Source organism: Streptomyces lusitanus (genome assembly GCF_042647945.1).
In the GTDB taxonomy this organism is placed as follows: domain Bacteria; phylum Actinomycetota; class Actinomycetes; order Streptomycetales; family Streptomycetaceae; genus Streptomyces; species Streptomyces pseudogriseolus.
The window spans coordinates 1-7,357 of record NZ_JBHRWL010000012.1; the positions used below are offsets into that span (position 1 = coordinate 1).

The window sequence follows — 7,357 nt, forward strand, 5'->3', positions numbered from 1 at the left end:
CAGGCGGATCTCTCCTCCGCGCAGTCGAAGCTGGCGTCGGCGGAGTCGTGGGTGGGGCGGGCGACGCGGGAGGCCGACAAGTACAAGGACGATCCGACGGGGTCGAAGTCGGACGCGGACAAGCCCGACGAGGCGAAGGTGCGGGCCGCGACGCGGGACGTGCAGAGCGCCAAGAGCGCGCATGCGAAGGCGCAGTCGGACGTGACGTCCGCGCAGAGCGCGCTGGACGCGGCGAAGAAGATGGCCGCAGACGCGCGGAAGATGCGTGAGGAGGCGGCGCGGGACGCGAAGTCGAAGATTGACGAGGCCTCCGACGCGGGGATCCAGAACCGGTCGTGGTGGGAGGAGATCGGCGACTGGTTCACCGACAACTGGGACAACATCGTCGCGGCCTGCAAGATCGTGGTGGCGGTCGTCGGCATTGTCGCGATGATCATCGGAGGGCCGATCCTCGGCGCGATCGTGCTGGTAGCAGCGCTCGTCCTGCTCGCAGACACGCTGTACAAGTACTCCAAAGGCCAAGCGTCCTTGTGGGACGTGGGGTTCGCGGTGCTGGAATGCGTACCCGGCATGAAGGGCCTGACGACCCTCGGCGCCCTCGCCAAGGGCGCCAAAGCCTTGGCCAAGGGCGGGCTGAAGGCCATGGCCAAGGGGCTCGGAAAGGGCCTGCGCCGAGAAGCCGATGACGCCGCGGCGAAGTCCAAGCCGTCCAAGGGCCGTTGCAAGAACGGCGACCCGATCGACATGGTCTCCGGCGAAATGCTCTTGGAAGCGACCGATGTCGAACTGCCCGGCCTGCTCCCTCTGATTCTGCGCCGCACCCATCTGTCCACATACCAGTGGGGCCGCTGCTTCGGTCCGTCCTGGGCCTCCACCCTGGACGAACGCCTCGAACTGGACGACGAGGGCGCCGTCTACGCCACCGAGGACGGCATGCTGCTGTTCTACCCCGTACCGCGGCCGGGCACCTCGGTCATGCCCCTGGAGGGCCCGCGTTGGCCACTGGACTGGGACGGCGCGCAGGACACTCCGCTGCGCATCACTGACCCCACCACGGGCGTCACTCGTCACTTCGCACCCCGTTCAAGGCCGGCCGCGGTGGACGAAGCCTTCACGCTGCCCCTGGCCGCGATCACCGACCGCAACGGGTCGCGTGTCGACTTCGACCGTGACGCCGACGGCACCCCTGTGGCGGTACGCGATTCGGGCGGCCGTCATCTGCACGTCGACACGACGGACGGACGTGTCACCCGGCTCCGCCTGCGCAATATGGAGGACGGCCCCGAAGGCACCGTTCTCAGAAGCTTCGGCTACAGCCCCGAAGAAAACCTCACCGAGATCCACGATTCGAGCGGCCGGCCGCTGAAGCTCACGTACGACGACCGCGCCCGCATCACGTCGTGGACCGACCGCAACGACTACTGGTACCGCTTCACTTACGACGCCTTGGACCGCTGTGTCGCCGGCGAGGGCGCCGACGGCAGCCTCTCCTGCACCATCGAGTACGACACCGACGAGCGCCGTACGCACTACACGGACGCGCTCGGCAACACGACGACGTACCAGTACGACGAGCTGTACCAGCTCGCCACCGTGACCGACCCCCTGGGCCACAGCGTGCACACCGAGTGGGACCGGTTCGGGCGGTTGCTCTCCCGTACCGACGAGCTGGGCAACACGACCCGCTTCACTCTGGACGCGCACGGTCAGCCGGTACGGATGGACCGGCCGGACGGGACCCGCGTCCAGGTGGAGTACGACGGCTTCCTGCCCGTCGCCGTCACGGAGTCCGACGGTGCGCGGTGGGAGTGCACCTACGACGACCGGGACAACCTCCTCACCAGTACGGATCCGCTGGGCGCCGTGACTTCGTACACCTATGACGAGCGAGGACACCGGATCGCACAGACCGACGCGCTCGGCAACACGTTCCGTTTCGAAACGGATGCCGCCGGGCTCCAGGTGCGGGCCGTGGACCCGCGTGGCAGCGTCGTCACCGTGCGACGGAACGCGTTCGGGCGCATCGTGCACATCGAGGACCCGGTCGGTGGAACCGTCCGGCAGGAGTGGGACCCGGAGGGCCGCCTGCTGTGGCGGGAGGGGGCAGACGGCGGGCGCGAGACCTGGTCGTACGACGCCGAGGGCAACCTCACGTCGCACCGTGACGCCGGTGGCTTCGTCACCGCCTTCGAGTACGGCGCATTCGACCTGCCGAGTGCCCGGACCGACCCGGACGGCACCCGCTACCGCTTCATCCACGACGCGGAGCTGCGGCTCGTCGGCGTGATCAACCCGCGCGGTGACGAATGGAGTTACCGGTACGACGCGGCGGGCCGCCTGACCGGCGAAACGGACTTCAACGGCCGCAGGCTCGGGTACGTCCTCGACCCCACCGGCCACCAGGTGGAGCGGACCGACGGCACCGGGCGGACGGTCCGCCTCACCCGCGACGCCGCCGGGCGGGTGGTGACGGCACGCACGGATGCCGGCGACGTGACCACCCTGCGCTACGACATGGCCGGCCGCCTGATCGAGGCCGTGAATCCCGGCAGCAAGGTCACCTACGGCTACGACGCCCTGGGCCGGATCCTCAGCGAAACCGTCGACGGCCGTACGGTCACCAGCCAGTACGACCTACTTGGCCGACGGATACGGCGCACCACACCGTCCGGCGTTACCTCGTGCTGGTCGTACGACTCGGCGGGACTGCCCACGTCGCTCGTCACCGACGCCGGAGAGCTGGCCTTCACCCATGACGCGGCCGGCCGGGAGACCGCCCGCGGGCTGGCCGGCGCCGCGATGCTGACGCAGTCCTGGGACGCGGGCCACCGCCTCGTCGAACAAGTCATCAGTGCCCACACCCAGGGCGGCGCGCACGTACGCCAGACCCGCTCGTACGCCTACCGCGGGGACGGCCACGTCACCTCGATCACCGACCGGCTGGGCGGCACCCGCAGGTTCGACCTCGATCACGCGGGCCGCGTCACCCGGGTGTCGGCCGACACCTGGACCGAGACCTACGCCTACGACGAACTGGGCAACCTCAGCGAGGCCGCTCACCCCGCCCCCGGCGGGCAGGACACGCAGGGTCCGCTGCGGCACACCGGCACGAAGGTCACCTCGGCGGGCCGCACCACGTACGAGCACGACGGCCAGGGCCGCGTGGTCCGCGTGATCCGGCGGACGCTGTCCGGGCTACGGCGGATCTGGGCCTACACCTGGGACACCGACGACCGTCTCACCGAGGCCGTGACGCCCGACAGTGGCGTGTGGCGGTACCGCTACGACGTACTCGGCCGGCGAACCGCCAAGTGGCGCGTACACGAGGACGGCACCGTCACCGACGAGACCCTCTTCAGCTGGGACCGCGCCGCCCTGGCGGAGCAGCAGAGGCTATGCGACGGGCGGGTGGAGACCGACACCTGGGAGTGGGATCCGGGCACCCACCGGGCGGCGGCCCAGGTGCGGAGCCGTCGGGGCACCGACGCCCAGGACGCGATCGACAGGCAGTTCTACGCGATCGTCACCGACCTGGCCGGAACCCCCAGCGAGCTGATCGACGAGGAAGGCACGGTCGCCTGGCGGGCTGCCACCAGCCTGTGGGGACGCCCCCTGACCGGCGGCGACGACTCCCTCTGCCCGCTGGCCTTCCCGGGCCAGTACCGCGACCCGGAGACGGGCCTGCACTACAACCTGGCCCGCTACTACGACCCGGACACGGCGAGCTACCTCACCCCCGACCCCCTCGGCCTGGTCCCGGCCCCGAACCACCACAGGTACGTCGACAACCCGCTGCGCTGGAGCGACCCGCTGGGTCTGGAAGGGGACTCTGATCCGGTCCGGGTCTACGACGACTCGGAGTACACCAAGCACGGATCGGGCTCCAGCTCCTCGGCCAAGGGCGAGGTCAGCCGTGCACCCAGCAACGGTCAGGCGGCCTTGGACCGGTCCATCCCGTTGGGAGACCCGAACAACCCGAACAAATTCCGGCGACTAGGCGTGGATCACGTCAACAACGAAATCGTGGTCCTGGACCGGCACAAGTACATCACCGACAAGGACGGCAACATCGTCAAGGAGATTTACCACGGTCATGTGCAGTCTTCTTACCCATCGACGAGTGTCACGGAGGGTGATCTGAACAAGCTCAAGAAGGCTGGGATGATCAATAACCTCAAGAAACAGAAGGTGCTTCCGCCCAAGTGCGACGGATGACAGGCGAAGGACGGAAATCGGCTATGACCTCCGCGTGGGACTGGGAGAGCGGCGAAGGATTGTTGGGGCTGGACGACCCCAAGGAGTGGGACGCCGCCTTCGAGCGCGGTGAGAACCATCTCGGCACGGCGGTGATAGGGCTGGCTTTCCACTGCTCATTGGAGGCGGCATCCCCTCGGATCGTCAAAGCGACGCAGTTGCCGGACGCGGGTCAGCGGGGGTTCGCCTTCACCGCGGTGGGGCACGCGGCTCGGCTCAACGGGGAGCTGACCCCGGAGCTGTTCGCGGCCTTGCGGGCTGAGGGGCCCGGCGGCATGGCCGAGCATCCGATCAGGGACACACTGGCCTTCGTGCCGTTCCGCGTTCTGCCGCCGTGGTTGAAACGCCGATGGGTGTACGTCACGGTGCGTAACAAGCTGGAAGGCTGGTGGCTGCGTACCGAGGAAGCGGTGAGCGAGGCCTGGCGGGCCCTGCGCGGTCGGCGTTCCTGAGGAGAGACAGGCCGGCCGGGCCATGGCCGCCACGGGGGGGCGCGGGACGTCGCGCGTGCCTGCCCGACATCCTCCGTCCGGCTCGGACGCCACTGCCGCGGAGAGGCCGGCGTTCGTATCTGGACACTGGAGGCCACGATGGGGACGTGGGCCGAGCTGCCCTGAACCGCGCAGTCCGCTACCGCCGGGGCGGAACGGGGCACTGCCCGGCGGACCCGGCCCCCACCTCGGCCCAGACGGTCTTGAGCGGGGGCGGGCCCGGGACGACCCCCCAGCGGTCGGCGAGGGCCTCCACGAGCAGCAGGCCGCGGCCGGACTCGGCGTCGTCGTCGGCGGAGTGCTGCGGGCACGGCAGCCGGTCACCGCGCGTGTCGGTGACCTCGATGCGGAGGGTGTCACCGACGACGTACAGCAACAGCCGGAAGTCCCGGCCCAAGACGCGGCCATGGGTGACGGCGTTGGCCGCCAGCTCCGCGACGATGAGCTCCGCCGGATGCGACGGCAGTCCCCACGTGCGCAGTTGCTCGGTGGCGAGCAGCCGGGCGAGACGGGCGCCGCGAGGCGTGGAGGACAGCTGGAGGCTGAAGTTGCGGACGGGGCGGGCGAGGTGGTTTTCAGGGGCACGCATGTCTTGATTCACATCACTCAGCGTGGCCGAACCTGCTTCCGTGGATGAGTGACAACGCCTGCACGTACCGTTACTGTCCCGGCTTTTGTCTCGGCTGTCTCGGCTGTCCCGGGCGTTGTACGGAGTACGAGTACGCGCCGAAGGAGGAGCAGCCGTGACCGAGGGTGTCGACGAGGCGGGCTGGGATGTCGAGCCGGGCGACGAGATCGAGCCGGTGGTGCAGGCGGTGGGCCGCCTGCTCAAGGTCTGCCGGGAGTCCGCCGGGATGAGCGTGCCCGAGCTGGCGGCCGCCCTCAGGTACGGCGAGGACATGATCCGCAAGATCGAACGCGGGGCCCGCATCCCCCGCCCGGAGTGCCTGGACAGAGCGGACCAGGTCCTGAAGGCGCAGGGGCATCTGAGGGCCTTCATGGAGGACATGCGCAAGGCACGCTATCCGAAGAAGGTGCGGCAACTGGCCGAGCTGGAGGAGCGGTCGGTGGGGATGCTGCTGTACAGCAACCACAACATCCATGGGCTGTTGCAGACGGAGGAGTACGCGCGAGCGCTGCTTCGCACCTGGCGCCCGGCCTACTCGCCGGACGAACTGGAACGTATGGTCACCGCTCGGATGGCCCGGAAGTCGGTCTTCGAGCGCTCGCCCGCGCCGGAGTTGGGATTCGTCCTGGAAGAGGTGACGCTGCGCCGCCCGATCGGGGACACAATGGTGCTGCGCCGGCAGCTCGAACACATGCTGGAGGTGGCGAAGTTGCCGTTCGTGGAGCTGCAGGTGATGCCGACCGCCCACGCGAACCACCCGGGAACGGGGGGCCGTATCCAAGTGCTCAAGTTCGCGGACGGTACGGGGATGGGGCGTACCGACGGTGACTTCGGAGGCCGCCCCGTGTCGCACCCCAGGCAGCTCCGTATCCTCGATCTGCGCTATGGCATCATCCGGGCTCAGGCGCTCACACCAGAGGAGTCTCTGGTCTTCATCGAGCAAACCCTGGGAGAGCTATGAGTACGCCGGAACTCCGCTGGTTCAAGAGCAGCTACAGCGACAGCAGTAACGGCAACGACTGCGTCGAAGTCGCCCCCACCCCCACCACCATCCACGTCCGCGACTCCAAGAACGCCTCCGGCCAGCGGCTCGCGCTCACGCCGGAGGCGTGGGCCGCGTTCGTCGCGCCGTTCGGTTCGGCGCGTACGCCCGACTGACCGCGGCCCCCGACCCGAGTGGGGCAAGGGCTGAACGTGATCGTTTTTCCTGAGCTGCTGGCAGATCTTCAGGTATGTCCTCGCCAGGGGAGCGGGTCCGGTCCTCGACGCCGCGCGGGTCGGCACGGAGCAGATGCTCGCCAAGGCGAGGGGACAGGGCCCGACCACTCCGGTCCCGTGCCTCTACGTTGCCCGCCAACTGCAGGCGGAGGTCGGTCAGTGGTACGCGGAGCATGGATCAGGACGGAACCCGGTCCGCACAACGGCGCCGGGTACCCATCGGCCATCACGAAAGGACCCGTCCGTGTCGCAGCCCGTCGACCCCACCCAGTCCCTAGGGCGGGCTCGAGGGACAGTGCTGAGACGCCGGCGTGGGAACGGTTCCCGGAGCTGGCCCGTGAGCTGAAGGCGGCTGTCGAGACACTGGTCGATCTCTCGCGCTATGTACGGGAGGAGGCTGCTGCCTTCTGCGCCGCCGTTCCCGAGGAATCGTCGTGGCCGAAGCCCACGACATAGCGCGGACAGCTCGCGCGATCGCGGCCCGGACGGGGCGATGATGATGCGCCACCTGACCGAGCGGGACGCGCTGGAGGGCTGGTGAATGCGTAGAGGGGGAGCGACTCCTCAGGTGCGCCCGCCGGCGGAAGACGGCCGCTCTTTCGGTCGAACTGCCGTGCCCGGTAAGTTCACGTGTGCATACGGGTGTTGGCGATGTGCGCGTGACGGGGGTTGCGGGATGGCGGGTCATAGGCCGAGTGATTGGCATGTTCTCGACCTGGACAAGGACCCGACCCCCGGTGACCCGGAGCGGGTGCGCAGGCTCGCG

5 protein-coding genes are annotated in these 7,357 nt (G+C 68.9%); 4 read left to right on the forward strand and 1 reads right to left on the reverse strand.

Annotated features, from left to right (window positions below; genetic code table 11):
- The coding region (locus ACFOSY_RS20620) for a DUF6531 domain-containing protein (protein ID WP_394308998.1) at nt 1-4,215 on the forward strand (4,215 nt) is incomplete at its 5' end.
- A 23-nt stretch (nt 4,216-4,238) separates the two neighbouring features.
- Nucleotides 4,239-4,706, forward strand: a complete 468-nt coding sequence (locus ACFOSY_RS20625) for a hypothetical protein (protein WP_394309000.1) — start codon at nt 4,239-4,241, stop codon at nt 4,704-4,706.
- A 178-nt stretch (nt 4,707-4,884) separates the two neighbouring features.
- On the opposite strand, the gene ACFOSY_RS20630 is transcribed toward ACFOSY_RS20625, so the two are convergent.
- A complete protein-coding gene (locus tag ACFOSY_RS20630; protein ID WP_394309002.1) occupies nt 4,885-5,334 on the reverse strand; it encodes an ATP-binding protein in 450 nt (149 codons plus the stop codon).
- 154 nt (nt 5,335-5,488) lie between these two features.
- On the opposite strand from ACFOSY_RS20630, the gene ACFOSY_RS20635 reads away from it, so the two are divergent.
- Both ACFOSY_RS20635 and ACFOSY_RS20640 read left to right on the forward strand, forming a co-directional pair.
- The gene (locus tag ACFOSY_RS20635) at nt 5,489-6,334 is read left to right on the forward strand and encodes a helix-turn-helix domain-containing protein (RefSeq protein WP_394309005.1); all 846 of its coding nucleotides are present in this window, start codon (nt 5,489-5,491) and stop codon (nt 6,332-6,334) included.
- Nucleotides 6,331-6,531 (forward strand): DUF397 domain-containing protein, encoded by a 201-nt coding sequence (locus ACFOSY_RS20640; RefSeq protein ID WP_394309007.1) that lies wholly within the window; start codon nt 6,331-6,333, stop codon nt 6,529-6,531. Before ACFOSY_RS20635 ends, ACFOSY_RS20640 begins: the two co-directional genes overlap by 4 nt.
- Nucleotides 6,532-7,357: the final 826 nt, after the last annotated feature.

Excerpts from the sequence above, each read along its gene's own strand:
- ACFOSY_RS20640 (WP_394309007.1), top strand. The coding sequence starts at position 6,331 with ATGAGTACGCCGGAACTCCGCTGGTTCAAGAGCAGCTACAGCGACAGC.
- ACFOSY_RS20630 (WP_394309002.1), bottom strand. The coding sequence starts at position 5,334 with ATGCGTGCCCCTGAAAACCACCTCGCCCGCCCCGTCCGCAACTTCAGC.
- ACFOSY_RS20625 (WP_394309000.1), top strand. The coding sequence starts at position 4,239 with ATGACCTCCGCGTGGGACTGGGAGAGCGGCGAAGGATTGTTGGGGCTG.